At 59.2% G+C, this 25,866-nt stretch carries 22 protein-coding genes and 1 pseudogene; 10 read left to right on the forward strand and 13 right to left on the reverse strand.

Annotated elements, in window-relative coordinates:
- Window positions 1-7 precede the first annotated feature (7 nt).
- The 3 genes and pseudogenes from HUS57_RS10965 to HUS57_RS10975 form a co-directional block, all read left to right on the forward strand.
- The gene (locus tag HUS57_RS10965) at window positions 8-415 is read left to right on the forward strand and encodes a hypothetical protein (RefSeq protein WP_173933620.1); all 408 of its coding nucleotides are present in this window, start codon (window positions 8-10) and stop codon (window positions 413-415) included.
- Between the two features lie 145 nt (window positions 416-560).
- Complete coding sequence (gene rpmF / locus HUS57_RS10970; RefSeq protein ID WP_173933622.1) at window positions 561-743, forward strand: 50S ribosomal protein L32; 183 nt, start codon at window positions 561-563, stop codon at window positions 741-743.
- 257 nt (window positions 744-1,000) lie between these two features.
- Window positions 1,001-1,202: pseudogene (locus tag HUS57_RS10975) on the forward strand (IS630 family transposase); the annotation flags it as partial.
- A 184-nt stretch (window positions 1,203-1,386) separates the two neighbouring features.
- Here the strand turns inward: HUS57_RS10975 and ispG are convergent.
- Window positions 1,387-2,664 carry a flavodoxin-dependent (E)-4-hydroxy-3-methylbut-2-enyl-diphosphate synthase gene (gene ispG / locus HUS57_RS10980; RefSeq protein WP_173933624.1) on the reverse strand — a complete coding sequence of 426 codons (1,278 nt, stop codon included), beginning with the start codon at window positions 2,662-2,664 and terminating at the stop codon, window positions 1,387-1,389.
- A 246-nt stretch (window positions 2,665-2,910) separates the two neighbouring features.
- On the opposite strand from ispG, the gene HUS57_RS10985 reads away from it, so the two are divergent.
- Complete coding sequence (locus tag HUS57_RS10985; protein ID WP_173933626.1) at window positions 2,911-3,222, forward strand: hypothetical protein; 312 nt, start codon at window positions 2,911-2,913, stop codon at window positions 3,220-3,222.
- A 50-nt stretch (window positions 3,223-3,272) separates the two neighbouring features.
- Here the strand turns inward: HUS57_RS10985 and HUS57_RS10990 are convergent, their stop codons facing one another.
- A complete protein-coding gene (locus tag HUS57_RS10990; protein ID WP_246727844.1) occupies window positions 3,273-3,941 on the reverse strand; it encodes a TetR/AcrR family transcriptional regulator in 669 nt (222 codons plus the stop codon).
- 244 nt (window positions 3,942-4,185) lie between these two features.
- Between HUS57_RS10990 and HUS57_RS10995 the strand changes: the two genes are divergently transcribed.
- The 3 genes from HUS57_RS10995 (at window position 4,186) to HUS57_RS11005 (ending at window position 8,803) form a co-directional block, all read left to right on the forward strand.
- Window positions 4,186-5,334, forward strand: coding sequence for an efflux RND transporter periplasmic adaptor subunit (locus HUS57_RS10995; RefSeq protein ID WP_173933628.1), 1,149 nt, complete (start codon window positions 4,186-4,188; stop codon window positions 5,332-5,334).
- A 4-nt stretch (window positions 5,335-5,338) separates the two neighbouring features.
- Window positions 5,339-8,497 (forward strand): efflux RND transporter permease subunit, encoded by a 3,159-nt coding sequence (locus HUS57_RS11000; protein ID WP_173933630.1) that lies wholly within the window; start codon window positions 5,339-5,341, stop codon window positions 8,495-8,497.
- Window positions 8,498-8,644: 147 nt separating this feature from the next.
- Window positions 8,645-8,803 carry a DUF3309 family protein gene (locus HUS57_RS11005; RefSeq protein WP_173933789.1) on the forward strand — a complete coding sequence of 53 codons (159 nt, stop codon included), beginning with the start codon at window positions 8,645-8,647 and terminating at the stop codon, window positions 8,801-8,803.
- Between the two features lie 33 nt (window positions 8,804-8,836).
- Here the strand turns inward: HUS57_RS11005 and HUS57_RS11010 are convergent, their stop codons facing one another.
- The 9 genes from HUS57_RS11010 to HUS57_RS11050 all read right to left on the reverse strand — a co-directional run bounded on the left by HUS57_RS11010 (window position 8,837) and on the right by HUS57_RS11050 (window position 20,778).
- Window positions 8,837-10,003 (reverse strand): MFS transporter, encoded by a 1,167-nt coding sequence (locus HUS57_RS11010; RefSeq protein WP_173933791.1) that lies wholly within the window; start codon window positions 10,001-10,003, stop codon window positions 8,837-8,839.
- 2 nt (window positions 10,004-10,005) lie between these two features.
- On the reverse strand, window positions 10,006-13,470 hold the full coding sequence (pyc, locus tag HUS57_RS11015; protein WP_173933632.1) for a pyruvate carboxylase: 3,465 nt from the start codon (window positions 13,468-13,470) through the stop codon (window positions 10,006-10,008).
- A 200-nt stretch (window positions 13,471-13,670) separates the two neighbouring features.
- On the reverse strand, window positions 13,671-14,771 hold the full coding sequence (locus HUS57_RS11020) for a branched-chain amino acid ABC transporter substrate-binding protein (protein WP_173933634.1): 1,101 nt from the start codon (window positions 14,769-14,771) through the stop codon (window positions 13,671-13,673).
- A 143-nt stretch (window positions 14,772-14,914) separates the two neighbouring features.
- Window positions 14,915-15,283, reverse strand: a complete 369-nt coding sequence (locus HUS57_RS11025; RefSeq protein ID WP_173933636.1) for a DUF6867 family protein — start codon at window positions 15,281-15,283, stop codon at window positions 14,915-14,917.
- On the reverse strand, window positions 15,283-16,014 hold the full coding sequence (locus HUS57_RS11030; protein ID WP_173933638.1) for an ABC transporter ATP-binding protein: 732 nt from the start codon (window positions 16,012-16,014) through the stop codon (window positions 15,283-15,285). The genes HUS57_RS11025 and HUS57_RS11030 overlap by 1 nt, the downstream gene beginning before the upstream one ends.
- A complete protein-coding gene (locus tag HUS57_RS11035) occupies window positions 16,011-17,075 on the reverse strand; it encodes an ATP-binding cassette domain-containing protein (RefSeq protein WP_173933793.1) in 1,065 nt (354 codons plus the stop codon). Before HUS57_RS11035 ends, HUS57_RS11030 begins: the two co-directional genes overlap by 4 nt.
- Before the next feature lie 38 nt (window positions 17,076-17,113).
- Complete coding sequence (livM, locus tag HUS57_RS11040; protein WP_173933640.1) at window positions 17,114-18,574, reverse strand: high-affinity branched-chain amino acid ABC transporter permease LivM; 1,461 nt, start codon at window positions 18,572-18,574, stop codon at window positions 17,114-17,116.
- On the reverse strand, window positions 18,574-19,503 hold the full coding sequence (locus tag HUS57_RS11045) for a branched-chain amino acid ABC transporter permease LivH (RefSeq protein WP_173933642.1): 930 nt from the start codon (window positions 19,501-19,503) through the stop codon (window positions 18,574-18,576). Before HUS57_RS11045 ends, livM begins: the two co-directional genes overlap by 1 nt.
- A 273-nt stretch (window positions 19,504-19,776) precedes the next feature.
- Entirely contained in the window at window positions 19,777-20,778 is a 1,002-nt protein-coding gene (locus HUS57_RS11050; protein ID WP_173933644.1) for a 4-hydroxyproline epimerase, read from the reverse strand.
- 220 nt (window positions 20,779-20,998) lie between these two features.
- On the opposite strand from HUS57_RS11050, the gene HUS57_RS11055 reads away from it, so the two are divergent.
- Both HUS57_RS11055 and HUS57_RS11060 read left to right on the forward strand, forming a co-directional pair.
- Window positions 20,999-21,136, forward strand: coding sequence for a hypothetical protein (locus tag HUS57_RS11055; protein ID WP_173933646.1), 138 nt, complete (start codon window positions 20,999-21,001; stop codon window positions 21,134-21,136).
- Between the two features lie 741 nt (window positions 21,137-21,877).
- Entirely contained in the window at window positions 21,878-22,513 is a 636-nt protein-coding gene (locus HUS57_RS11060; RefSeq protein ID WP_173933648.1) for a GntR family transcriptional regulator, read from the forward strand.
- Between the two features lie 37 nt (window positions 22,514-22,550).
- Here HUS57_RS11060 and HUS57_RS11065 read toward each other — a convergent pair whose 3' ends face one another.
- Entirely contained in the window at window positions 22,551-22,868 is a 318-nt protein-coding gene (locus HUS57_RS11065) for a hypothetical protein (RefSeq protein WP_173933650.1), read from the reverse strand.
- Window positions 22,869-23,088: 220 nt separating this feature from the next.
- Entirely contained in the window at window positions 23,089-24,585 is a 1,497-nt protein-coding gene (locus HUS57_RS11070; protein WP_173933652.1) for a CoA-acylating methylmalonate-semialdehyde dehydrogenase, read from the reverse strand.
- A 141-nt stretch (window positions 24,586-24,726) separates the two neighbouring features.
- Between HUS57_RS11070 and HUS57_RS11075 the strand changes: the two genes are divergently transcribed.
- Window positions 24,727-25,608, forward strand: a complete 882-nt coding sequence (locus HUS57_RS11075; protein ID WP_173933654.1) for a LysR family transcriptional regulator — start codon at window positions 24,727-24,729, stop codon at window positions 25,606-25,608.
- Window positions 25,609-25,866 lie beyond the last annotated feature (258 nt).

Here is a 25,866-nt window from a genome sequence, read left to right on the forward strand (position 1 = left end):
TTGCAGCATGGTAAGACGCGGCTCCTCCATCGGCTTTTTCGGCATTTTCGGACGTTCGGAGGACCTGCGCCGGCTGGATGCGGGGCTGCGACAGGCGGGGCTTCACCCTGCTCTCGTTCCCGAAGGGGTGAAGCTTGCCGCAACAAGCCTCATCGCGGATGCGGATGAACCTGATCCGCCCCCTGAACGCTACCCGCCGGTCGCTGAACTCATGGCCTTCTGTGCCTTGGGGGAGGAAGTCTTCGGCAAGGAAAATGGCGCCGCAAGGCTTGCCACCATATGCCAGCGGGTGGAGGCGGCCCTTGAGGCGGGGGCCGGCCGCGACGCGCAGATCATACTGCTGATGCTGCATGCCAGGCTTATCCAGCCGGACATTATCGACCGCTACGGCATCTATGCCGAGAATGGTGATTGAACAGGCCGCCGAACACGAAAAACACCCAAGGCCACTGGCCAAGGCGCATCTTCCCGTGTATAGCCGTGCGCCGACAGAAGAGTTTTGGCCGATGCGGTTTCCGGCGGGAGGGGCTGCTGCGGCTTCGAATTTACCGGAGAGTACAATGGCTGTACCGAAAAGGAAAACCACCCCATCCAAGCGCGGCATGCGCCGGGCAGCGGATGCGCTGAAGAAGCCCACCTATGTGGAAGATAAGAATTCGGGTGAACTGCGCCGGCCGCATCACATTGACCTGAAGACAGGCATGTACCGCGGGCGTCAGGTGCTGGAGCCCAAGAGCGCATAATCCCCTATCTCAGGCAACTCTGTGAAAAGACCGGCCTCTGGCCGGTCTTTTCTGTTTGCAAGCGCAAGGATCGGCCCCTTTCGGCGCAGCTAGAGCACTTCCTGCGTTTATGACTCGATTGTTACGCGACGTTTGCGTTCGCGTGTGATTGGGGTCCACTTTGGCGAAGGTGGATGATGGAAGAGCAGTGAGCGCAGATCTTCGGTCATCCAGCGAGGAAGGCATAGCTGCGTGACAGGGGGCGGCGCGTTCGGCACGGCGTGTTGAGCGCGATCCGCCGGGTTGTACGACGAAGATCGGCGAGCAGACAGTGCGGCGGCAAGGCCGACGCAGCGCCGCCTCCTCGACGCGCATGAAGCCTTCATCGTCGGGATGATCGCGGAGCGCAAGGACATCACGTTGAACGAGATGGTGGAGCGCCTTAAGGCGGAGTGGTCGGTGCGCATCAGCCGTAGCGCAGAGGCCGAAAGGACGATCGCCCTATGGGACGCAATCGTCCGATCCTCGACCTCTTTGCTCCGCCGCATCCGCGCATTGCTTTAAACAGCCGGATGTGCCCCGACATTAAGCAGGATGTGCTCCAGGCGAATTTCCATAACAAGAAATTTCCGTGGTTCATGGAAATGCTGAAATGAACAACGGGCTATTCCGCCGCAGCCTTGTCGAAAGCTTCGCTGCGTCCGAAGCGGCGCTCGATATAGTCGGCCACCATCCTTTCGAATTCCTCCGCGATTCGTGTTCCGCGCAAGGTGGCAACCTTTTTGCCGTCAGCGAAGACGGGAGCCGCCGGCAGTTCTCCCGTGCCCGGAAGCGAGATGCCGATATCCGCGTGCTTCGATTCGCCGGGACCATTGACGATGCACCCCATGACGGCGACCTTCAGCGTCTCCACGCCTGGATATTTTTCACGCCACACGGGCATATTCCTGCGCAGATCGCTCTCAATCTTCTGCGCCAGCTCCTGAAAGACGGTGGAAGTGGTTCGGCCGCAACCGGGACAAGCCGCAACCACCGGCACAAACTGGCGAAAGCCCATGGTTTGAAGAAGCTCCTGTGCCACCTGCACCTCGCGCGTGCGGTCACCTCCCGGCTCTGGGGTTAGCGAAATGCGGATCGTATCGCCGATACCCTGCTGCAAAAGAACACCCATGGCAGCTGAAGATGCGACTATGCCCTTCGTACCCATGCCCGCTTCGGTAAGACCCAGATGCAGAGCATGGTCGGAGCGGCTGGCAAGCTCCGTATAGACCGCTATCAGGTCCTGTACCTGGCTGACCTTGGCTGAAAGGATAATGTGATGGCGCGGCAGACCGATCTCCTCTGCCAGTTCTGCGGAGAGAAGGGCCGACTGCACGATTGCCTCACGCGTGACCTCCTGGGCTGTGAGCAGGAACCCCCGATCCTGATTCTCGTTCATCAAGCGGGTAAGAAGCTCCTGATCGAGCGAGCCCCAGTTCACTCCGATCCTGACAGGCTTGTCGTGCCGGATCGCCGTCTCGATAATCGCAGCGAACTGGCGGTCTTTCTTCTCCCTGAAGCCGACATTGCCCGGATTGATGCGGTATTTTGCCAGCGCTTCTGCACAGGCTGGGTGATCGGCCAGAAGCTTGTGGCCAATATAGTGGAAGTCTCCCACAAGTGGGACGTAGATGCCGAGCCGCTCCAGCCGCTCGCGTATCCTCGGCACGGCAGCGGCAGACTCGTCACGATCCACCGTCACACGCACGATTTCGGAGCCAGCCTGATGAAGGGCGGCAACCTGCGCCACGGTGGCATCCACATCGGCCGTGTCCGTATTGGTCATTGACTGGACGACGACCGGCGCCAAGCCACCAACAATGACTCCGCCAACATCAACGGCGACAGACCGACGCCGCGGAAAAGGAGATGAAAAATAGCCGGATGAAATCTCGGCGGTCATAGCCGGTTCCCAATCTGCCGAATTGCCAGTTCAGGTGGCGAAAAGGCGCGCAAATGTCAATGCAATGCCTAGAGAGCTGCGCGCACTCGGGCCCCTTCGTTGCTGTCCGGCGGGACCGCCGGGAGTGCTGAGTATATTATGCCGGGAACTCTCCTTCTTGTTAACCCGTTCTTCGCTTGTGTCTGTGGAACCGCGCGCCGCACGTTCCGTTAGACCTACATCAAGGCCGATGATTGAGGAGCGACCATGTATCACAAGCGTCATGAGGGTATCGGGGATGAACTGCGGGAACAGCTTTCGAACCTCAGCCACGAGGTCGCCCAACTCAAGAAACAAATGATGAGGCGCGGAAAAGGCGCCTTTCACGGAAGCCGGCATATGGGCGAAGAAATCGGTGAACTTCTGCGAGACTATTACGAAGCGCTTCCGGATCTGCGGCGCAGCGCCCATCGGCTGCAAAAGTCAGCAGAAGCAAATCCCGCTGCGACAGCGGGTGTTGCGGCAGCAGCGGTTGTGCTTGTCGGACTGGCCGCGAGCCTTTTGTTGCGCCGGCGGTAATAGGAACGATGCTGACTATTTTGGTACTCGGCTATGGTGATCGGTGGTCATTACCTGGAACTGCCGCTATTCCCTGACAGCGCCAATTCAACCAACTTGACGAATTGGTCGGCACGTTCCTTTGCGTGGGTACCGCAAAGGCCGCGCGCTTTCAGTCCTTCCAGAATGTCGAACAGCATCCTCGCAATTGAATCGGCAGAGAGGCCACTGCCGTCGAGAGGCTTCTCGCGCCGCTGCGCCTCCTCCTCTATCATCCGCGTAAAGGCAGCTATGAGCGACTGCCGCCAATCGGCGATGATGTCGGAAGCGATGCGATTCTCGACTTCGATGATCTCCTGGCCATGAGGAGACTCCTCCACGAGGCGGAAAAGCTGGAAAAGCGCTACATCGAGCGCGTCCATAAGACGCACCCCAAAAGGGCCTTCCTTTCGCAAGGCGATACACGCGCTTGCTCGCGAACGGTCCAGCATATCCTGCCCGACAGCGCGGAAGATGTCCGCCTTGTTCCGGAAAAACAGGTAGAGGGCCGGACGTGAAATCCTCGCGGCGCGGGCGATGTCGTCCATGGTTGCCCGCGAAAAGCCATAGGCGAGGAATACCTGCCTTGCGCCTTCCAGAATTCTTCCGCGCCGGGGGTCTTCGGCCCCTTCGTCTTTCCCGATCAATGTGCTCTCGGCCGCCACAATTTCCGATCTTGACAAAAATACATATTTTGTCAAGATGTCGTCCGCATAAATTGACGCGGCTCATTTGAGGCGAGCAAAATGCCTGGCGGTGGGCACGACCTCAACCAATAGCGACAAACCGTAGCCAGGAGTGAAATTCGGCGTGACTTTCTTGCTGCAGTAGTGCGGTACGGGCAAGTCGGCTGGGTTAGCCTGCAAAAACCGGGTGAACTGTTTTCCCGTCAGCACCATATTTTCAAGTGAAGCTGTGCTGCGCCCTTTTTTTGGATAACCGACAATGGCGAAAGTGAAGTTCCACAAGATCGCGGCAGTCGTGGTGCTGGCGGCTACGGCCGCATGGATCGCCACGGGCGAATTTTCCTCGGTCGGCAGCGCCAAGCCGGATCTGGAGACGGCTCAAGCGGCGTCGGAGGCGCCCGAACGCCCAGCGGCTTTGAAGACCGTTCAGGTAGTGGTGCCCCCGCGCCTTGAACACGCGCGCACCATTCGCATTTCCGGCCAGACCCGGGCGGATAAGAGCACGATACTGGCGGCACGCACGGCCGGTATTATTGAAGAGTTACCGGTCAGCGAAGGCGACTATGTGGAGAAAGGCGATCTGATCGTCCGCCTCGAAGCGGAAGGTAAGGAGGCCGCGGTGGAATCGGCGCGGCAAGCGCTCGCGCAGCGTGAAGCCGAAGCGGCTGCCGCGGAACGGCTGGCAAGCAGCGGCAACATCGCCAGCCTTCAACTCGATGCATCACGTGCCGCGCTCGCCAGCGCCCGCTCGGCGCTGGAACAGGCCCAGGCGGACTATGACCGGACCTTGATGCACGCACCCTTTCCCGGGATCATCGACGAGATCCATGTCGAGGAAGGCAGCGCCGTCATGCAGGGCGCGGAACTGGCGACCCTCCTGAAACTCGACCCTATCATTGCCACCGGGCATGTCGGCGAGCGTGACCTTGCCGAAGTCGAGGTTGGGAACACGGCGAAGGTGCATCTTATCAGCGGTCAGACGCTCGACGGGAAAATCCGACATATCAGCCGTGCAGCATCGCCTGAAACACGCACCTACAGGGTCGACGTGCACATCCCCAACCCTGAAGGGGATATTCCGGCCGGAATGACTGCTGAGATCAGCGTGATAACGCAAACTGTGGAGACGGTTGCACTGCCGCGCTCTGTCGTCACCCTCAACGATGACGGCGAACTTGGCGTGCGTGGTGTCGATAAGGCTGGACGGGTGCATTTCTACCCCATCGACATTGTGGACGATACGCCCGAGGCGCTTTATCTCGCCGGTATTCCAACCGGGATCAGCATCATTGTCGCAGGGCAGGATTTCGTGTCCGACGGCGAGCTTGTGAGCACTGAAGAGGCTGACGCAAGCGCATCCAAAGCTCTGGCCGGAGATATTGGCAGGGCATCCCAGCAAGGACGCTGATCTTATGGATATTGTCCGACTTGCCATACGCAACGCGCGGCTAACGCTATCCATTTTGCTGTTCTTCGTCGTGGCAGGCGCGCTGGCCTATGTCACCATACCGAAGGAAGCAGAGCCGGACGTACAGTTTCCCGTCATTTATGTGAGCCTTGCCCATCAAGGCATCTCGCCGGAGGACGCGGAGCGGCTCCTCCTGCGGCCAATGGAAACAGCACTCAGGACCATTGAGGGCGTTAAGGAGATCCGCTCCTCAGCGTTCGAGGGCGGCGGTTATGTGCTGCTGGAGTTTCAGGTCGGACATGACCTTTCGAAGGCGTTGCAGGATGTGCGCTCCAAAGTTTCCGACGCGGAGCGCGAGCTGCCCTCCGGTGCCGAAGAGCCCGCGGTGCACGAGGTCAATATCTCCGAATTCCCGGTCCTCGTCGTCACGCTCACAGGAGACGTACCGGAGCGTGTGCTGACAAAGGCCGCGCGCGACCTGCGCGACAGGATCGAGGAAATTCCGGGCGTGCTGGAGGGGGCGCTCCAGGGCGCGCGGGATGAGCAGGTTGAGATCATCATAGACCCGGTGAAGCTTTCCTCTTACGGGCTGCGGCTCGACCAGCTAGCCAGTTCCGTCAATTCCTTTAACAGCCTCGTTGCTGCAGGTGCGCTGGAAGGAAGCGAAGGCCGCTATGCCGTCAAGGTCCCGTCCCTCATCGAGGATATCGAGGATATAGCCAATCTTCCCATTGTGGCGACGCAGGATGCGGTGGTCCGCGCGCGCGATCTTGCCAGTATTCGTTCCAGCTTCAAGGATGCCGAAACGGTCACGCGACTAGACGGCCAGAGTGCCATCGCCATCGAGGTGAAGAAGCGGGTGGGTGCCAACCTCGTGGAAACGGTGGATGCGGTCAAGGAACTGGCTGACGCCTACGCCGATAATACCTTCGGCATCACTGTGAGCTACAGCCAGGACAAGTCGGTGTTCATCCGCGACATGCTGGATGAATTGATGAACCACGTCCTGACCGCCGTCATCCTCGTCTTCATCGTCATTCTCTATACGTTGTCCGGGCGTGCGTCCCTGCTCATCGGGCTTGCCGTTCCCGCCTCCTTCCTGATGGGTATCTATGCCCTTTCGCTGGCCGGCTACACGGTCAACATGATCGTTCTGTTCAGTCTCATACTCGCGGTCGGCATGCTGGTGGATGACGCCATCATCGTCACCGAGTTCGCGGAACGGCGCATGACGGAGGGGATGCCGCGGGAGCAGGCATTCGAACTGGCTGCGAAGCGGATGGCAGGGCCCGTGATTGCCGCGACGATGACGCGCATCGCGGCCTTCTCGCCGCTGCTCTTCTGGCCGGATGTCGTCGGCGAATTCATGAAGTACCTGCCGATCACGCTGATCGTGACGCTCGCTGCGTCCATGGCTTATGCGCTCATCTTTGCGCCAACCTTGGGCGCCATGTTCGCCAAGACGCATGTGCAGCCGGAACCGAAGCCCGACGGGTGGTATATCCGGCTCGTCAGGCAGGCGGTGACCTATCCCAAGACGGTGCTTCTCCTGGCGGTCGGCCTTCTGGTCGGCGTAATGTACGCCTATGGGCAGTTCGGCAAAGGTGTAGAGTTCTTCCCCAGTGTCGAGCCCGAATACGGGCTCATGTATGTGCATGCGCGCGGCAATCTTTCATTGGATGAGATGGATCGCCTGGTGCGCCCCGCCGAGGAGAAGCTCATTGGCTGGCCTGGCGTCAAGTCTGTCTACACTCGCGTGGGACAGACGCGCGGCGGCGGCCAGGATATAGATGAGGATGTCATCGGCGTTCTCCAGTATGAATTCGTTGATTGGCGCGAGCGTGAGCCTGCAAGCCAGATCCTGGACGACTTGCGTGCTGAAATGGCCGGCATGGCGGGTGTCGAGATCGAGGTTCGGGTGCCGGAGGCTGGCCCGCCGACCGGACAACCGATCCAACTCCAACTTTCCGCTGCTGATCCGGAGCCGCTTCCCGACCAGGCTCGCATTGTGGCCGAGCGAATCAGCAAGATTGACGGGGTTATCGACATTTCGGATGGATTGCCGCCTCCTGGCGTTGATTGGGCCGTCAATGTGGACCGCTCCAAGGCGGCCCAGTATGGCATCAGCCCGGTTTCTGTCGGAACGGTTGTTCAGCTCGTCACCTCCGGCGTGAAGCTCTCCGAATACCGCCCGGCCGGTACGGACGATGCGGTGGATATCCGCTTACGCTTGCCAAATGACCGGCGCACACTTTCCACGCTCGATCAGCTTCGCGTGCAAACGGCTCAGGGACCAGTTCCCATCTCCAACTTCATGGTACGCGAGCCGGAGCGGAGTTCGGGCATCCTGAACCGCATCAACGGTCAGCGAACGATCACGGTCACTGCAAATATCGCCGCTGGATTTCAGGAAGCGGCGGTGCAGGACCAGGTAAAAGCGGCGATGGCGGAGTTGGATCTTGGGGCCACCCGATGGAAGCTTGCCGGCTCCAGCGAGGAGAGCGAGGCGGCAGCCGACTTTCTCAGCAAGGCGTTCGGTGCGGCGATCTTCCTCATTTTCATCGTGCTGCTTGCCCAGTTCAACCGTTTTACCAGCGTGTTCCTGGTGCTGATGACCGTCGTGATGTCGACGATCGGCGTATTTCTCGGACTGCTGCTGACCGGGCAGACCTTCGGCATCGTCATGTCCGGAATAGGCGTGATCGCGCTCGCAGGAGTGGTGGTCAACAACAACATCGTGCTGATCGATACCTATGACCGGCTGCGCGAAGACGGAATGAACAAGTACGACGCCATTATCCAGACGTGCCGCGAGCGCGTACGGCCCGTCCTGCTTACCGCCTTCTCAGCCGTACTCGGCGTGTTGCCCATCGCTTTCGGCCTGGGACTGGAGATCACTCATCGCGAGGTAACCTTCAATGCCCCTTCGACCCAATGGTGGATTTCACTTTCGAGTGCCATCGTCTACGGTCTGTCCTTCGCAACGATCTTGACCCTGATCGTCACGCCTTCAGCACTAATGGTTTTCACCCGTGAGAAGCGCGCGGCGGAAGAAAGGCGTCAAGGACTTCTGTTCAGGATGTTTCGCCGGGTGCGGCGGGATACCAGAGAAGAAACGGACCCGGATGGTGGGCGGGAGCCATTGCCCAAAGCGGCTGAATGATCTGCGCATAAATCAAGCATAGATGAGGCCGAAGCAGATTGACGGCTTAATTTACAAGGCGGCTAAAGAAAAATCCCCCTCGTCCGGAACCTGCCGTATGAGCGCGCGTTGACGTCTGGTTACGTTAACATCGGCAAGGACGAGGCGATGTCACTCGGCACAATTCTAATCATTATCCTGATACTGCTTCTTATCGGAGCCATTCCCTCCTGGCCTCATTCACGCGAATGGGGATATGGCCCCTCCGGGATCGTCGGCATCATCCTCGTGGTGATACTCATTTTAGTGCTGACAGGCAGAATTTAACCGGCTGTTGACCAGCCTCGCTGAAGCGGTCGGTCAATGCATTACGCCATCGGCCGGCCGCACAAGTTTCGACATCAAGAACACGATCCCGAACAATGCGGCAAAGGCGATGAAGATCGGTGCAAAACCCGTATGCTCCGCCACAAAGCCTATCAGTGAGGGAGCAAAAAGAAGACCAAAATAACCAATTGTCGTTGCAACGCTCATTCCCACAGCAGATGAAATACCCGGCTGATTGCCCGCTGCCGAGAAGGCAATAGGCACCATGTTTGCAATTCCTAACCCTGCAAATGCAAATGCGAGCGTGGCGACAAACGGAGAAGGCGCAACCCCGGCACTGATCATGCCGATGAACGCGATGAGGCTCGAAATTCGCATCGTGGTAACCGCGCCCAACCGATTGCGAACGCCATCTCCCAGGAAGCGCATCAGTGCCATAGTGCCGCAAAATGCCGTGAATGCCAGGCTGGCAACGGAAAGGCCCGCTCCCATTTCCTGTTGCAGATAGAGCGCCGCCCAGTCGAGCACCGCACCCTCAGGAATCATGCAGAAAAGCGCGATGATGCCAATAAGGTAGACTCGGGAGCTGCGGGGGAAGCTTGCAAAGCGCTTCCTGCTTCCTAGCGGCGCCTGGACTTCCTCACCCTTGAGCTTTGGCATCGCGCCAAGCACCAGAAAAAAGGAAAGTACCGTTACGACGCCCGCATGGCCGAGATGCCCAAGCTTTTCCGCAAGGATGCCTCCAAGGCCGGCACCGGCAAACCCTCCTAGGCTCCAGAAGCCATGGGAGGACGACATAAGTGCCCGGCCAAAACGGCGTTCGATGACAACCGCGTTCGAGTTCATCGCTACATCCATTCCGCCGACCAGGCCGCCAAACGCGAACAAGGCAAGCAGAAGCAGCGCCATGATCGGCGCTGCTGTCACGGCAAGCAGTGCGAAACTGCAAAGGACGCCCGTTATCCGCAATATGGCACGCGTACCGTGCCGGACGCTCAGATAGCCACAGACCGGCATTGCCATAACCGCCCCAAGGCCAAACAGCAGGATGAGCAGGCCGAGCATGGTCTCGCTAAGGGAGAACCGTTCTGCCAGCAGGGGTATCTGTGGCGCCCAGCTTCCTACGGTGAAGCCGTTGACAAAGAAAAAGACTGCGATTGCCCAGCGGGCGTGCGTCTCAGCAGCACCCGCCAAGGCCAGTTCTACTCGCCTTCCAGGACCAGAAGCAGGTCCTTCGCATCGATCTGGTCGCCTGCCTTGACGAGAACCTCGGACACCTTTCCATCTCGCTCTGCATGGAGCGCTGTCTCCATCTTCATCGCCTCGATGGAGAGCAGGACATCGCCAACCCTAACGGTTTGGCCGGGAGCAACAGCCACGGATGATACAACGCCGGGCATCGGCGCGCCAACCTGCGCGTCATTGCCAATTTCGGCCTTCTGCCGCACGATGACAGATCCTGCGCCGCGGAGCCGATCCGGCACTCTGGCGCGGCGGGGCTGTCCATTCAGCTCGAAGAACACATCGACCATGCCCTTTTCGTCCACCTCGCCAACGGCCAGGCAGCGAATGACAAGCGTCTTGCCGCGTTCGATCTCGACGAAGATTTCATCCTCCTGGCGAAGACCGTAGAAATAGACCGGCGTCGGCAGCACGCTCACGGGGCCATAATTCTCCGAAGCGGCGGCAAAGTCGAGAAAGACCTTCGGGTACATGAGCCAGGAGGCAAACTCGAAATTGCTCACGTTGCGGCCGAGCTTTTCCTCAAGCTCCTTCCGGCCCGCTTCGAGGTCAGCTGGCGCAAGCAACGATCCGGGCCGCACGGTGATCGGCTTTTCGCCTTTCAGCGCCTTTTTCTGCAAAATCTTGGGCCACCCGCCCGGAGCTTGCCCCAGGTCACCCTTGAGCATGGAAACGACGGAATCCGGAAAAGCTATGTCCTTGTCCGGATCCTCCACATCGGCGACGGTCAGATCCTGGCTCACCATCATCAACGCCATGTCGCCCACGACCTTGGAGGAAGGCGTGACCTTGACGATGTCGCCGAACATCATGTTCACGTCGTGATAAGCCCGCGCGACCTCATGCCAGCGTGTCTCCAGCCCCAGGGCTCGCGCTTGCTCCTTCAGATTGGTGAATTGCCCGCCCGGCATTTCATGCAGATAGACCTCCGAAGCCGGTCCCTTGAGATCGCTTTCAAAAGCCGCATACTGGTTGCGAACCCCCTCCCAGTAGAAGGAGATGCGGCGCACCCATTCCATGTCGAGCCTCGTGTCACGCTCACCGCCCTTGAGTGCTTCCACGATCGAGCCGAGACATGGTTGCGAGGTATTGCCCGACAGCGCGTCCATCGCTGCGTCCACCGCATCGACACCGCTTTCCACCGCTGCAAGGACGGTCGCGGCCGAAATGCCCGAAGTATCATGCGTATGGAAATGAATGGGCAGGTCCGTCTCCTCGCGAAGCGCCTTGAACAGCACACGCGCGGCGGCGGGCTTCAGCAGCCCGGCCATGTCCTTCACGGCTATGATATTCGCACCCGCGGCCTCAAGCTCCTTTGCCAAGCCGAGGTAATATTTGAGATCGTACTTCGCACGGTTGGGGTCGAGGATATCGCCGGTATAGCAGATGGCCGCTTCGCACAGCTTGCCCTCCTCGCGCACGGCATCCATCGCTACCCGCATGTTCTCTACCCAATTGAGGCAATCGAACACCCGAAACAGGTCGATGCCCCCGGAGGCCGCCTGCTGCACAAAATAACGAACCACATTGTCAGGATAATTGGTGTAGCCAACGCCGTTCGCCCCGCGCAGCAGCATCTGCAAGAGCAGGTTTGGAGCTGCTTCGCGGATGCGCGATAACCTTTCCCACGGATCTTCCGTCAGGAATCGCATGGCGACGTCGAATGTGGCTCCTCCCCAGCATTCCAGCGAAAGGAGCTGGGGAAGCGTCCTTGCGTAGACACCGGCAATGCCAGCGATATCGAACGTGCGCATGCGTGTCGCCAGGAGCGACTGGTGCGCATCGCGCATGGTCGTGTCGGTGATCAGCACCCGGCTCTCGGCCCGCATCCACTCAGCAAACTTCTCCGGTCCCATCCGGTCAAGAAGCTGCTTTGTGCCCTCTTGAACCGGAGCGTCAATATAGGGAACGCGAGGGGAGGCGGCGTGCAGTTTTGGGCGCGGTCTGTCGCGCGTTTCCGGATGGCCGTTCACCGTCACGTCGGCAAGATAGTTTAGCAGCTTGGTAGCGCGGTCCTGCCGCTTCACCTGGGCAAACAGCTCTGGAGTGGAATCGATGAAGCGCGTCGTGTAGTTAGCCTCGCGGAACTTCGGATGGCTGATAATGGCCTCAAGAAAGGTGAGGTTGGTCGCTACGCCCCTGATACGGAACTCCCGCAACGCGCGGTCCATGCGCTGGCAAGCTTCCTCGGCAGTTGGCGCCCAGGCCGTCACCTTTTCCAGCAACGGGTCGTAGAACCGTGTAATGACCGCGCCGGAATAGGCTGTGCCGCCATCCAGGCGGATACCAAAGCCGGTCGCGCCGCGATAAGCGGTAATACGGCCATAGTCGGGAATGAAGTTTTGCTCCGGGTCCTCGGTGGTAATGCGGCACTGAAGAGCGTGACCATGAAGGCGAATCTCTTCCTGCGGCGGCACGCCTGAATCAGGATCGCCGATGCGCTTGCCTTCCAGAAGACGGATCTGCGCCTTGACGATGTCAATGCCGGTCACCTCCTCGGTGACCGTATGCTCTACCTGAATGCGCGGATTCACCTCGATGAAGTAGAATGCGCCGGTATCGACATCCATCAGGAACTCGACCGTACCCGCACCCAGGTAATTCGTGGCGTTGGCGATTCTCAGCGCATAGTCGCAAAGCTCTTCCCGCTGGGCGTCATCAAGATAGGGCGCCGGCGCACGTTCCACGACCTTCTGGTTGCGTCGCTGGATCGAGCAGTCGCGCTCGAATAGGTGGACGACATTGCCGTGCATGTCACCAAGCACCTGGACCTCGACGTGCCGGGCACGCTCGATGAGCTTTTCCAGATAGACCTCGTCCTTGCCGAATGCAGCCTTGGCCTCACGCTTTGCCTCCAGCACTTCGCGCTTTAGATCGGCCTCGGAGCGGATGACACGCATGCCGCGTCCGCCGCCGCCCCAGGACGCCTTGAGCATGACGGGGAAACCCACTTCCGCCGCCATCTCTGCCACCGCTTCCATTTCGTCCGGCAACGGGTCCGTCGCAGGTATCACCGGCACGCCGACCTCAACGGCAAGGTTCCGCGCTGCCACCTTGTTGCCAAGCTGGCGCATGGTTTCGCCAGAAGGGCCAATAAATACAATGCCGTTTTCAGCGCAGGCTTCAGCAAATTCCGGGCTCTCGGAAAGCAGCCCATACCCCGGGTGTATGGCGTCCGCGCCCGAAAGCCGAGCTACGCGGATCACCTCATCGATGGACAAATAGCTTTCAATTGGCCCCAGATCGCGCTCCAGATGCGGACCTCGGCCAACCTGATAAGACTCATCCGCCTTGAAGCGGTGCAAGGAATATTTGTCCTCCTCCGCCCATATGCCGACTGTCTTTATGCCCAGCTCATTGGCGGCACGAAAGACGCGGATCGCGATTTCAGATCGGTTGGCGACGAGAAGCTTCCTGATCGGCACCTTGGGCCCCCGGTTGTTTACTACGGTGAACGCGGCTTTGTAGTGCGCCAATTGCTGCAGTGCAACAAGGCAGTATTGAGATTGTTCCAGCGGGGCGTCCCAGCGTCCAAAACATGCGGTCCAAAATCTGCGTCCAAGGCAAGAAAAAGCCCCGACGTAAAGCGCCGGGGCTTTTCTTGGTCAAGGACAGAGCCTGAGCCTTATTGCTCAAGATAATCGTACTGGCCGTCCTTCCACTCATAGAAGACATAGCCGGGCAGGGTCACGTCGCCATGTTCGTTGAATTCGAGCTCCCCCAGCACAGTTTGGAAGGTGCCGGCATCGAGCGCCTCCACCACCGCGTCATAGTCGGCAGTGCCAGCAGTCTCCACTGCCTGCGCCCATGCCTGAATGGCGGCATAGGTGTAGAGAGCGTAACCCTCAGCCGTCTTGCCGGCTGCAAGAAGCGCATCCACGACGGGCTTGGCGATCTCGTTCTTGCGAGGGTCCGGCGAGAACGTCATCAGCGTGCCTTCTCCGGCCTCACCCGTGATGGCCCAGTACTCATCGGTGACAAGCGCATCGCCAGAGACCAGCAGGGTGTCCATCCCCTGTTCACGCAGCTGGCGCGCGATCAGACCTGCCTCGGTGTGGTAGCCGCCGACATAAAGGACATCGATACCCTCCTGCTTCAGCTTGGAAACAAGGGCCGAATAGTCTTTTTCACCAGCCGTATAAGCCTCGTAGAGCGCGGGTGTGCCACCAGCCGCTTCATACACCCTCATGGTTTCATCGGCGAGGCCCTTGCCATAAGCTGATTTGTCGTGAACGAAGGCCACCTTTGCATCCGGGAAATGTTCCATAAGGAAGTTGCCCGCAACCTCGCCCTGCTGATCGTCACGGCCGCAAACACGATATATTCCCGGGCCCGGGCGTTCGTCCGTAAAGGTGGGGTTCGTGGAGCCAGGCGAAATCTGGATAATCCCTTCCTCGGCATAGACATCGGAAGCCGGAATAGAGGAGCCGGAGCAGAAATGGCCGGCAACAAACACAACCCCTTCGCCTGCAAGCTGGTTCGCCACGGCAACAGCCTGGCGGGCGTCGCAAGCATCATCGCCAAGTTCGAGCCTCAGCATCTCTCCATTGACGCCGCCTGCAGCGTTGATGTCGGCGACGGCTTGTTCGGCCCCGGCTTTCATTTGCTCGCCGAAGGTGGCGTACTGACCGGTCATCGGCCCCACGGTCGCGATGATGATCTCCGCCCAGGCAGAGCCTGTCATCACAAGGGACATGGCTGCCCCTGCCAGAAAAATCTTCTTCATGACTTTCTCCCTATAAACACCAGAGTTCCCTCTGCATTCCGGAAATGGTGTTCTGCTTTCCGGTTTTGCCATTGCGGGCTTCTTCCTTCCCGCTTAACCAGCACTAAAGCTCAATCTCGACGCAAGATAAAGACTTTGCGCAGCTATTCTTGAAGCGCGTCGCCCCTGAGCCTCCATCCCAGAAAACCCTTTCGTGCATAGCGGAAGCTGTATTGTGTGGACATCTGTCCCGCCCGCGTAATCCGCATGCCCAGAAAGGCGATAGCAAGCAGCACGATGAGGTCCACCACATAGTAATGGAGCGTAAGAAGAGTGCCGCCGAAAAGGGCGAAATGGATGAAGCGCGTCGCCGCCGCCAGAAGCACAATATAGAAGGCAAGCTGCAGCTTTGGCTGCCATGCCCGCGCGATCGCCCGGCCCGTAAGATAGGCCGCTCCGCCTGCCAGGATGACAGTGACGAACAGAAATTCCCAAAGCGAGACTTCCCACAAAAGCGCGTTCTGCTTCTCCATCAGTGTCCTCCGCCTTCCAGATACGCCGCCCGCACTTCCTCCCGCCTCAAAAGCTCCCGTCCCGTGCCAGTCATGGTGATGTTGCCGTTGACCATGACATAGCCGCGATGGGCCAGCTTCAGCGCGTGGTAAGCGTTCTGCTCGACGAGAAAGACCGTCAACTTCTCGTTCTCGTTCAGCTCGCGGATGGCCTCGAAGATCTGCTTCACAACCAGTGGCGCAAGGCCCAGCGACGGCTCATCGAGCAGAAGAAGCTTCGGTCGGCTCATCAAGGCACGGCCGATGGCGAGCATCTGCTGCTCACCGCCCGAAAGCGTACCGCCGCGTTGTCCAACCCGCTCCTTCAAGCGCGGAAACAGATCAAACACGCGTTTTAGATCGTCCTCGAAATAGCCGGGATCGACCTGCACCGCTCCCATCTGCAGATTTTCCATCACTGTCATGCGCGGGAAAATCCGCCTGCCCTCCGGCGATTGGGCAATGCCAAGCCGCATGATATGATGGGTGGGCATAAGGGTGATGTCGGTTCCGTCGTAGATGATCTGCCCTCTGCGAGCCTGCGGATTGCCGCAGATGGTCATCATCAGCGTGGATTTGCCAGCGCCGTTAGCGCCGATCATGGAAACGATTTCGCCACGGCGGACTTCCAGATCGACCCCCCGCAGCGCGACTATCTTGCCGTAATAGGTTTCGACGCCCGAGATGGAAAGCAGGGCCTCGCCAGCGCTCATGCTTTGCCTCCCTTGCCTGAGCGCGAGATGCTCCTTTTTGCGGATTTTTCCCGCGTTCCCCGATGATCCGGCGCTGAGGTCATCTCACGCTCTTCCTTGGCCTCAATCTCTCCCACCTTTTCGAGCACACCCTCCAGCACTTCGGGTACGTCAATCTCTTCCTCTTCTTCCACCCCGAGATAGGCAGCAATCACCTTCGGATCGCTCCTGACGCTCTGCGAGTCACCGTCCGAAATCTTCAAGCCGTAATCGAGCACGATGATGTGGTCGGAGATTTCCATGACCACGCCCATGTCGTGCTCTATGAGCAGCACGGAAGTGCCATGCTCGTCGCGAATGAATTTCAGCAAAGCGTTGAGCTCGGCGGATTCGCGGGGGTTCAGGCCAGCGGCGGGTTCGTCCAGACACAGAAGCAGCGGGTCGGTGCACATGGAACGGGCAATCTCCAGCCGCCTTTGTGCGCCATAGGGCAAATCGGCTGCCGGATCATCCGCGCGGTCGATCAGGTTGGTCCGCTCAAGCCAGTAGACGGCCTTGTCTATCGCCGCTTCCTCCGCCCGGTGGTAACTCGGCAGCCCGAATACGCCCGCAAGGGAGAAGCCAGAAGCGATCATCAGCGGGTTGTGCTGAGCCACAAGCAGGTTTTCCAATACGGTCATGCCGCCAAAGAGCCGGATGTTCTGGAAGGTGCGGGCGACCTTCGCCTTCTGAGCGATTTCCTGATCGGCCATGCGCTCCAGCAGGAAGATGCTGTTCTCGCCATCGGTGCCGAAGCGCTTCCCGCTGTCGGTCACCTGCTGCACGAGCTCGCCCTGTAGTCCCGATCCGTGGCGCATGATGATGCGCCCTTCGGTTGGCTTGTAAAAGCCCGTGAGACAGTTGAACACGGTGGTCTTTCCGGCACCATTCGGCCCGATCAGCGCGGTGATGTCGCCGCGCCCGACATCAAAGGAAAGGCTCTTCACGGCAACAAGACCGCCAAAGCGCATGATCAGGTTCTCGACGGAAAGAATGGGATCCTGTTCCCATCTCGGAGCAACTGCGCCCGCCGTGGCATGCATCGCCACGCCCCCATCAATTGCTTGTTGCAGTTCAGCGGTCATCGGTGCCCCTCACCCTGTGCCACCATATCGGCGCCGATGCGCTTCTTTTCCTTCAGCGCGACCGAGGGCTCGCGGGTAGAGATCAGCCCCCGCGGCCTCCACACCATGATGAACACCATGGCCAAGCCGAAGATCAGCATCCTGTACTGCACCGGATCGAACCCCGGCCCGAAAATGTGGGTAAGGAAGCCGATATTGCGCAGCATCTCGATACCCCCGATCATTACGATGGAGGCGATGACCACGCCGATCTGCGAGCCAAGTCCGCCCAGAACAACAATGGCGAGGATCATTGCCGATTCGATGAAGGTGAAGCTTTCCGGCGAGATGAAGCCCTGACGCGCGGCAAAGAAGGAGCCCGCAAAGCCGCCGAACATGGCTCCAATGGCAAAGGCCGTAAGCTTGGTGTTCCGGGTGTTGATGCCAAGCGAACGGCACGCAATCTCATCCTCGCGAAGCGCCTCCCAGGCCCTTCCAATGGGCAGCTTTCTCAGCCTGATCGTCACGAGATTGGTAACGAGAGCAAGTGCCAGGATGATGTAGTAGAAGAAGATGATCCTGTGAACCGGACTGTAACTGAGGCCGAAAACATCCGCAAAGCCCCCTTCCCCGCGCGTAAACTCGATGCCGAACAGTGTCGGGCGCGGAACGCCGGAAATTCCGTTTGGCCCACCGGTAAATTCATACCAGTTCAGCAGAATGATGCGGATGATCTCGCCGAAGGCAAGCGTGACGATAGCCAGATAATCTCCGCGCAGACGCAGCACGGGAAAACCGAGAATGAGACCCCAGAAGGCGGCTAGCAGACCGGCCAAGGGAAGTGCAATCCAGAAACCGATGAAATCGAAATAGGTAGCAAGCAGCGCGAAGGAATAAGCGCCAACGGCATAGAAGGCCACATATCCGAGATCCAGAAGACCTGCCAGCCCGACCACGATATTCAGCCCCCAGCCGAGCATGACGTACGTCATGATCAGGATGGCCAGATCGATGAACTGCCTGTCCCGCCCAGGAAAGAAGGTGGTGAAGAAGAACGGCAGCACCAGCGCGAACAGGAGTAGCGCGCGGGCCAGCCACTTGCCTAAGCCAGGCACTGCAATTCCTGAAAGCCGCGCGCCCAGCACCTGGGTTACGGGCCTGGCTGCCCTGAACACGAAGAGATTGAGCGCCAATCTGGCGGCGAACACGACGAGCATGGCCGTAAACCATGCGCCCCAGCGAGTGCGAAGGTCGAGCCCGCCGGGAGCGATGTCGGCACGCAATCCGATGAAGAAGAAGCCAAGAACACCAGCCAGAAAAGCCGCTATGGCAGCGTCGCGCAAAGAGGCCGCAAGGCCATTTTCAGCCCGTTCTGCGGAAGGCACCCTGGCGCTCGATGCGTCCCTTCCCAGCGCTTCCACCTGGGCGTCGGCAGGCTTTTGTGCGGAAGGAGGGATAACTGTCTGCGAACTGGCCATCAGACCTTCTCCACTTCAGGTCTGCCCAAAAGTCCTGACGGTAGGAAGATGAGTACGATCGCGAGAATGGAGAACGCGGCTACATCCTTGTATTCGATGGAAAAATAGGCCGACCAGAACACCTCTATGAGGCCGATCAGCAGCCCGCCGAGCATGGCGCCGGGCAGCGAGCCAATGCCGCCAAGCACCGCAGCGGTGAACGCCTTTATGCCCGCGAGAAAACCGATATAGAAGTCAATGACTCCATAAAGCAGCAGGAACATCAGGCCCGCCACTGCCGCTAATGCGGCACCCAGGATGAAGGTGAGCGAGATCGTCTGATCCACATCCACCCCCAGGAGCGCCGCCATTTTGCTGTCCTGCTCGCAGGCGCGCTGGGCGCGCCCGAGTGCCGTCCGGGTGATCAGCAGCGTGAAGATCGTCATCAGCACGACGGTTGTGACCACAATGATGATCTGCATGTAGGAAAGCTGTACGACGATGGTGCCAGCGTCTGTGTTCCCCTCCAGCAAGGTGATGCCTCCCCGGATCTGCGGCGGCAAAGGCTTCACACGTGCGCCCTGGGTGATCTGCACGAAGTTCTGCAGAACGATTGACATGCCGATTGCGGTGATGAGAGGCGCCAGCCGGAACGAACCGCGCAGGGGCCGGTAAGCTAGACGCTCCACCGTCCAACCCCAGACCGAGGTGAACAGCATTGCCACGATGACCACGATCAGGAGCACAACCGGCAGAAAGGCGAACCCGAGCACCGTTGTCAGCACCAGGAACACGGCAAGGGATATGAAGGCCCCGATCATGAAAATGTCGCCATGGGCGAAATTGATCATGCCGATGATGCCGTAGACCATCGTATAGCCGATAGCGATCAGCCCATAGATGGACCCCAGCGTCAGCCCATTGATAAGCTGCTGGAGAAAATACTCCATATTCCGATACACTCCCCGGCCCGTCCTTTTCTGGACGCGCCGCTAATTTCGTTCCCCGGCTGATCGGGAGGCGAACTTGCCGCTTCTCCGTCAACCTTATTTGTTTTCCTGCCGCCAGGCAGAAGCCACGCGGTAGCAGACTGGCACTCTGCAATTTCCTCTGCACGAACGCCAGATTTTTTCGCGGCACTTAGAAAATTTTTGTGCCTGACATGAAGTGACGCATCCGACGCATAAGGAAGGATCGTGTGTTGAGGATTGCCCTCATGCTGCTCAGCGCACCGTAAACCCATGCACAAACGGATCCCGATCATCCATGATGATCGTGTTCAGGCCGGTCATCCTGGCCCAGCCGCTAATGGAAGGTATGATGGCGGGCCGCCCGGCCACTTCCGCCGTACGCTCCACGCGTCCGTTGAAAAGCGAGCCAATGACGGACTCGTGTACGAACGCCTCACCTGGCTTCAGCCTGCCCTTAGCGTGCAGTTGCGCCATGCGCGCTGATGTGCCGGTACCGCAGGGAGAACGGTCAATAGCCTTTTCGCCATAAAATACCGCGTTGCGCGCATGCGCTTCAGAGGCCACAGGCGCGCCAGTCCAGAGAATATGGGTGAGCCCTCGAATGTTCGGTTGTTCGGGATGAACGAACTCATATCGTGCATTCAGGCGTTCGCGCAGCACAGGGCTCCAGCGCACAAGATCTGCAACGGTGTGATCGGCCATGTCACGATAGTTCTCCTGCGGCTCGACAATTGCGTAGAAATTGCCGCCATAGGCCACGTCCACACGTAGCAACCCCAGTTCCGGGCAAGTGACCTCCAGGCCCTCCGAATGGAGGAAGGATGGCACATTGGTAATACGCACTTCCTCGACATACTGGCCTTCCTTGCGATACTCGGCTGTCACGAGGCCTGCCGGCGTATCAAGGCGGAGCACACCTTGCCTCGCGGGCCGCACCAGCCCCTGTTCGAGGGCAAAGGTGACGGTGCCGATTGTGCCGTGTCCGCACATGGGCAGGCATCCCGACGTCTCGATGAAAAGAATTGCCACATCGCAATCGTTTCGGGTCGGCGGGTGGAGGATGGAGCCTGACATCATATCGTGGCCGCGAGGCTCAAACATGAGGCCGGTGCGGATCCAGTCATAGTCTCTGACGAAATGCTTCAGCCTTTCCAGCATGGTGGAGCCTTCAAGCTGCGGGCCGCCCCCAACGACGAGGCGCACGGGATTCCCGCAGGTGTGACCGTCGATGCAGAAAAATGTGTGCCTCGCCATGGGTATTACCTCTTTGACGTCTCGCTTCGAAACGGTGCGGGCTGCAACGAACCGCCGGCGAGGCGGCTCTCTCCCACCGCACGTGCTAAACTGGCGGTATAATGGTCAGTTAGCGAGCAGGTAGCGTTCGCATGCGCGTACTAGTTTGCATGCTGGACCAATTTACGCGCAAGAGCATTTTTCATTTAGAGCATTTCCGCGTTTATGAAGCGATTGTGATATGACGTTTGCGTCGCGGACCGGCGTACCGCACGGCCGCTGGAAGACCACGAACCTTTACCCTGCGCTGCGGCTTGCGGGCATGACCGCGCGCTTTGTCTATGGCGGCGCGAATCCTCGGCAACTGTTCCTGGCCTAAGCCGAGCAAGTGCGGGTTCCCACCTTGTCGCCCGGCGACAGCGTCGCGATGAACAACCTGTCGGCCCAAAAAGCCGCAGGCATGCGGGAGGCGATCAAGACGGCTGGCGCCCGCCTTCTTACCTGCCGCCTTAAAGGCCCCGATTTCAATCCCACCGAGAACGCTTTTGCCAAGCTCAAGCGCTGCAATGCGCAAGGGCCGGAAACGACAATCGGCTCGGCCGACGTCTTCCCGATCCTCGACCTCTTCACTCCCGCCGAATGCACAAGTACTTCAAGGCAGCCGGATATCACCCCATACCAAACAGGATGTGGTCCAGGTTCAGACTCCAGTGCCCGTCAATCCGGTCTTCGGACGAGCGCGCCGCCACTGCGGCAAGGGTAAAGCTGCCTCCGCCAAAGGAAGCCAACATCAACATGAGGCGACCGTGCAGCTATCCTCGTTGGCCAAGCTCGCCCCCGGGTTAGGCGCGCTTGCGGCAGCCACAACTTCCGCCGATCTACGTCGGCTAAGTCGTACTGCCCCAGCTACCGCAACGTGCCGACGCGGCGGTGCGCAAGTGCAAACGCACAGGCGAAGGTACAGCAAAATAAGGGTCGGATGCGCAACGAGCGACGGTTCGCCGTCTCCTTATGCTAATATATTAGCGGCATATGAGGCAGCCAAAATGATGTGGCTAATAACCAATTGAATTGATATATCAGCAAAATATCAGACTTAGTTTCATATAATTGTTTGCAAATGATGGTACCTGAATCCGACGCTGGGAAGGCCTACAAGATCCTGGAGAGACTGGTGGTGACGCTGGAGCTAGCTCCGGGACGCCAGATGACGGAGGGGGCGCTGATCAGGTGCGTCGGCCTGGGCCGGACGCCGGTTCGCGAGGCGATTCAACGCCTTGCTTGGCAAGGATTTTTGCATGTGCACCCGCGAGCGGGTCTTTCGGTGGCGCCGCTGGAGAGGGCCGACTGGCTGAAGGTGATCGAAGCACGGCATGGCGCTGAGATCGTGCTGGCGCGGTCTGCCGCTCGCTTCGCATCCGAAAACCTCCTCTCCCAATTCCGGGATGCTGCGCTCTGGATGGAGGATGCCGTGCTTTCCGGAAGCGTCATCGCCTTCCTCGATGCCGATAAACTGCTCGACGAGGCGCTCGCGGCCGCAGCGGAAAATCCTTACGCGGCCCGGCTGGTCGCACCACTACAGACCCATAGCCGCCGCTTCTGGTTCCGCTATCAGTCAACCAATGGGCTACCCCGCGTTGCCGAGCAGCACGTACGACTTATCCGGGCTTTTCTCAATCGCGATGAGGAAGAAGCAGCCCGGGAGGCGGACGCTCTTATGCAGCTGCTGCGAAAGTTTGCAGAGGCGGTCCGCTGAACTGGGAAAGACACAATGCCAAGCAAAGCGGCGGATGTCAGACGCCCTGTCCCGCAAGCGTAGCGAAATTGTCATCCCACCCTTCGCCCGCAGCAACGATGCAACTCGTGCCATGAATGTCAGTGGTGAGTATTGTCCAGCTCCCCTGCTCTGAAGCGAAAACTTCCATTACCGCCTGCTCTCCGAGCAGGCCGACAGCCTTCTGGTCCTCATTATACTGGGACCCCAATTGGGCAACCAGATCATCCCTTGGGGCGCAAACATCGCTCTGAGTGGTCGCCTGTTCAGTGCCGTTGAACAATGCGACGGCGGCAAGTGCCATCAGACCAAGACCATTGCGCATAGCCTTCATCATGTCTCTACCTCCTGCCGCCGTTCGTAGTCTTCGCACGTCACGGCGACGCGTTTTCTTCTGCGCTTCTTGCGCTTGTTTCGAAAACCTTAACGGACAGAGAGCAGAAGCTGTTCCATGGCAGCGGCGTAAAAACCTGGAGGGGAAAGGAGGTCACGTTCCCACAAACGCAAAGAAGCCCTCCCCGTTGAGGGAAGGGCTTCAAGGCAGACCGCACCCTAAATTATCGCATGGTGGGGATAACGAACTCCGCGCCATCCTTGATGCCGGAGGGCCAGCGCGAGGTGACGGTCTTCGTCTTCGTATAGAAGCGGAAGGCATCGTGCCCATGCTGGTTCAGGTCCCCGAATGCCGAAGCTTTCCAGCCGCCAAAAGTGTAATAGGCGATCGGCACCGGAATAGGCACGTTCACACCGACCATCCCGACATTAACCCGCGCTGCGAAATCACGGGCAGCGTCCCCGTCGCGAGTGAAGATAGCAACACCATTGCCATATTCATGCTCATTCGGCAGCCGCAGCGCCTCTTCATAGGTGTCGGCGCGTACGATGGATAGAACCGGCCCGAAAATCTCCTCGTTGTAGATGCGCATATGCGGCTTCACGTCATCGAAGAGACAGCCTCCCATGTAGAAGCCGTTCTCATATCCCTGCATCTTGAAGTCCCGGCCATCTACAAGAAGCTTCGCGCCTTCCTCGACCCCGAGATCGACATAGCTCTTGACGCGCTCCAGCGCCTCCCTGGTAACGAGCGGGCCAAAGTCTGCGCCCGCGTCGGTGGAAGGCCCCACCTTCAGGCTTTCCACGCGTGGTAGCAGCCGCTCCACAAGACGGTCGCCCGTTTCCTTGCCGACCGGCACTGCCACCGAGACGGCCATGCAGCGCTCGCCGGCCGAACCGTATCCGGCACCGATCAGAGCATCCACTGTCTGATCCATATCGGCGTCGGGCATGATGATCAGGTGGTTCTTGGCGCCGCCGAAACACTGCGCCCGCTTGCCCGAGGCAGTGGCCCGGCTATAGATGTACTTCGCGATCGGGGTGGAGCCAACAAAGCCGACGGCCTTGATGTCAGGGTCGTCAAGAATGGCGTCAACGGCTTCCTTGTCACCGTTCACGACGTTCAGGACGCCCGCCGGAAGCCCGGCCTCCAGGAAGAGCTCGGCCAGCCTCATGGGAACGCTCGGATCGCGCTCGGAAGGCTTCAGAATGAAGGCGTTGCCGCAGGCCAGCGCAGGCGCGATCTTCCAGAGCGGGATCATGGCTGGAAAATTGAAGGGGGTGATGCCTGCCACCACTCCCAGCGGCTGGCGCATGGAATAGACATCGATGCCGGGACCGGCACCTTCCGTAAACTCGCCTTTCATCATGTGAGGTGCGCCGATGCACACCTCCACGACCTCGAGACCGCGCTGAATGTCACCCCTGGCATCGGGGATGGTCTTGCCATGCTCGCGCGCCAGAAGTTCAGCCAACGCGTCATATTCCCGATGCACCAGTTCCAGAAACTTGATGAGCACGCGCACCCGCCGCTGCGGGTTGGTTGCAGCCCAGGCGGGCTGTGCAGCCAGCGCATTCTCCACCGCCTGCCGCACCTCCGCGCGGGACGCAAGCGCCACCCTGGCGCGGACGGAACCATCCATTGGCTGCATCACATCCTGGCTGCGCCCGCTGGTGCCGGCGATCCGGTTGCCGCCGATGAAATGTCCGATTTCCTCCATGGAGGCCTCTCCCAAATCTAACTCTGACCGATTGTCTCGCTGGAAGAGCGGGATTGCAACGCGAACAAAATCGAAGCCGTTGTGCAGTATTTCATTAACACCTAATCATGGAACTAGAAATTTGCACATGGAGGAGGCGTTTTGAACTGGGACGACATACGTGTGTTTCTGGCAGTAGCGCGGGCCGGGCAGATCCTGGGGGCGGCACGCCGCCTCGATCTCAACCATGCGACGGTCTCCAGGCGGATTGCCGCACTGGAGCAGGCCATCGGGGCAAAGCTCTTCCGTAGGCTTACTACCGGCACCGAACTGACACGTGCCGGAGGACGCCTTCTCGTCGTGGCCGAGCGGATGGAAGCCGACATGATTTCGGCGCGGGCCGAGATTGCAGATGAGGCAACGAAAGTTGCCGGAACTGTGCGGATCAGCGCCCCGGACGGGTTCGGAGTTGCCTTTCTCGCGCCCCGCCTGTGGCGGCTTTCCATGGCTCACCCGGAACTAACCCTGCAGCTCGTGCCGGTACCCCGCTCCTTCTCGCTTTCGCGACGGGAGGCGGATATCGCAATTACGGTGGATCGGCCGACCGAGGGTCGCCTGATCGCATCCAAGCTGGTGGATTACTCGCTTAAGCTTTACGCGTCCAAATCCTATGCGACTGTACACGGTCTACCAGAAGACGCTGCGGGACTGAGCCGCCATAGACTCGTCGGTTATGTTCCCGACCTCGTCATCAGCCCCTCCCTGGATTACGCGGATGAAGTGTCGCAGTCTTGGAGTGCCGCCTTCTCGGTTTCCGCGGCGATGGGACAGGTGGAAGCAGTTCGCGCCGGGGCTGGCATAGGCATCCTGCATACCTTCATCGCACGCAGCTATGACGATCTGTTGCCTGTGCCCTTTGCAAGGCCGATCCGGCGAAGCTACTGGCTTGTCTATCACGAATCAATGCGTCCCACCCGGCGCATTCAGGCTGCCGCCGCCTTCATCGGAGACCTTGTAGAAAAAGAAAAATCGATCTTTCTCTAGCCTTGCGGCAGCAAGCCGCAACCTGTGCCTCCTCCTCTATTCTGCAGCAAATTGCGCCCCTTTTCTGTGGCGATCATATTCTATGACACACCGTCTTCGAATTTTATGGATCCCGCCTCAACCTTTTCCAAGTCAGTGTATTGATTGCCCGCACCTCAGGGCAATACGCAGCGCTTCCCGCGTTCGCGTTGTAGATGTTTAAGCAGGATATTATGCACCGTCGTTCTTTCCTTGTTGCTGGGGGTAAGGCGCTGATTG

This window comes from Chelativorans sp. Marseille-P2723 (genome assembly GCF_902809845.1).
Lineage (GTDB): Bacteria > Pseudomonadota > Alphaproteobacteria > Rhizobiales > Rhizobiaceae > Chelativorans.

Coding starts and splice junctions, on each gene's coding strand:
- HUS57_RS10965 (WP_173933620.1), top strand. CDS start 8: ATGGTAAGACGCGGCTCCTCCATCGGCTTTTTCGGCATTTTCGGACGT.
- rpmF (WP_173933622.1), top strand. CDS start 561: ATGGCTGTACCGAAAAGGAAAACCACCCCATCCAAGCGCGGCATGCGC.
- ispG (WP_173933624.1), bottom strand. CDS start 2,664: ATGACCGCCGAGATTTCATCCGGCTATTTTTCATCTCCTTTTCCGCGG.
- HUS57_RS10985 (WP_173933626.1), top strand. CDS start 2,911: ATGTATCACAAGCGTCATGAGGGTATCGGGGATGAACTGCGGGAACAG.
- HUS57_RS10995 (WP_173933628.1), top strand. CDS start 4,186: ATGGCGAAAGTGAAGTTCCACAAGATCGCGGCAGTCGTGGTGCTGGCG.
- HUS57_RS11000 (WP_173933630.1), top strand. CDS start 5,339: ATGGATATTGTCCGACTTGCCATACGCAACGCGCGGCTAACGCTATCC.
- HUS57_RS11005 (WP_173933789.1), top strand. CDS start 8,645: ATGTCACTCGGCACAATTCTAATCATTATCCTGATACTGCTTCTTATC.
- HUS57_RS11020 (WP_173933634.1), bottom strand. CDS start 14,771: ATGAAGAAGATTTTTCTGGCAGGGGCAGCCATGTCCCTTGTGATGACA.
- HUS57_RS11025 (WP_173933636.1), bottom strand. CDS start 15,283: ATGGAGAAGCAGAACGCGCTTTTGTGGGAAGTCTCGCTTTGGGAATTT.
- HUS57_RS11030 (WP_173933638.1), bottom strand. CDS start 16,014: ATGAGCGCTGGCGAGGCCCTGCTTTCCATCTCGGGCGTCGAAACCTAT.
- HUS57_RS11035 (WP_173933793.1), bottom strand. CDS start 17,075: ATGCATGCCACGGCGGGCGCAGTTGCTCCGAGATGGGAACAGGATCCC.
- livM (WP_173933640.1), bottom strand. CDS start 18,574: ATGGCCAGTTCGCAGACAGTTATCCCTCCTTCCGCACAAAAGCCTGCC.
- HUS57_RS11045 (WP_173933642.1), bottom strand. CDS start 19,503: ATGGAGTATTTTCTCCAGCAGCTTATCAATGGGCTGACGCTGGGGTCC.
- HUS57_RS11050 (WP_173933644.1), bottom strand. CDS start 20,778: ATGGCGAGGCACACATTTTTCTGCATCGACGGTCACACCTGCGGGAAT.
- HUS57_RS11055 (WP_173933646.1), top strand. CDS start 20,999: ATGACGTTTGCGTCGCGGACCGGCGTACCGCACGGCCGCTGGAAGACC.
- HUS57_RS11060 (WP_173933648.1), top strand. CDS start 21,878: ATGATGGTACCTGAATCCGACGCTGGGAAGGCCTACAAGATCCTGGAG.
- HUS57_RS11065 (WP_173933650.1), bottom strand. CDS start 22,868: ATGATGAAGGCTATGCGCAATGGTCTTGGTCTGATGGCACTTGCCGCC.
- HUS57_RS11070 (WP_173933652.1), bottom strand. CDS start 24,585: ATGGAGGAAATCGGACATTTCATCGGCGGCAACCGGATCGCCGGCACC.